This window comes from Acinetobacter johnsonii (assembly GCF_048551975.1).
Taxonomy (GTDB): Bacteria; Pseudomonadota; Gammaproteobacteria; order Pseudomonadales; family Moraxellaceae; genus Acinetobacter; species Acinetobacter johnsonii_A.
Map to the genome: position 1 here is coordinate 1 of NZ_JBIMCF010000141.1, position 305 is coordinate 305.

The window sequence follows — 305 nt, forward strand, 5'->3', positions numbered from 1 at the left end:
GTCTTCAGCTGCATTTCCCCATCACACTTATCACATGGAATGGTTGGGCCATCATAACCATTGATCTTGAACTCACCTTCTTCAAGTTCAAAACCAGCACAGTCTGGGTTATTACAACCGACATGTAGCTTACGACCACCATCGATCACATAGCTGTCCATCGCAGTTTCACAGATTGGACAGCGTTTTTTCGACATCAAATCTGCCGTTTCTGCTGCGTAATCATCAGAAAGTGCAGCAAGTGATTCAACTGGCGTTAAGTTTATCGTGCCTTTACAACGCTCTTTCGGCGGTAAGCTATAGCC

1 pseudogene is annotated in these 305 nt (G+C 45.2%); it reads right to left on the reverse strand.

Annotation, left to right across the window (positions count from 1 at the left end):
* Positions 1-305, reverse strand: a pseudogene (locus tag ACG9ZB_RS16975) (DNA topoisomerase I subunit omega); the annotation flags it as partial.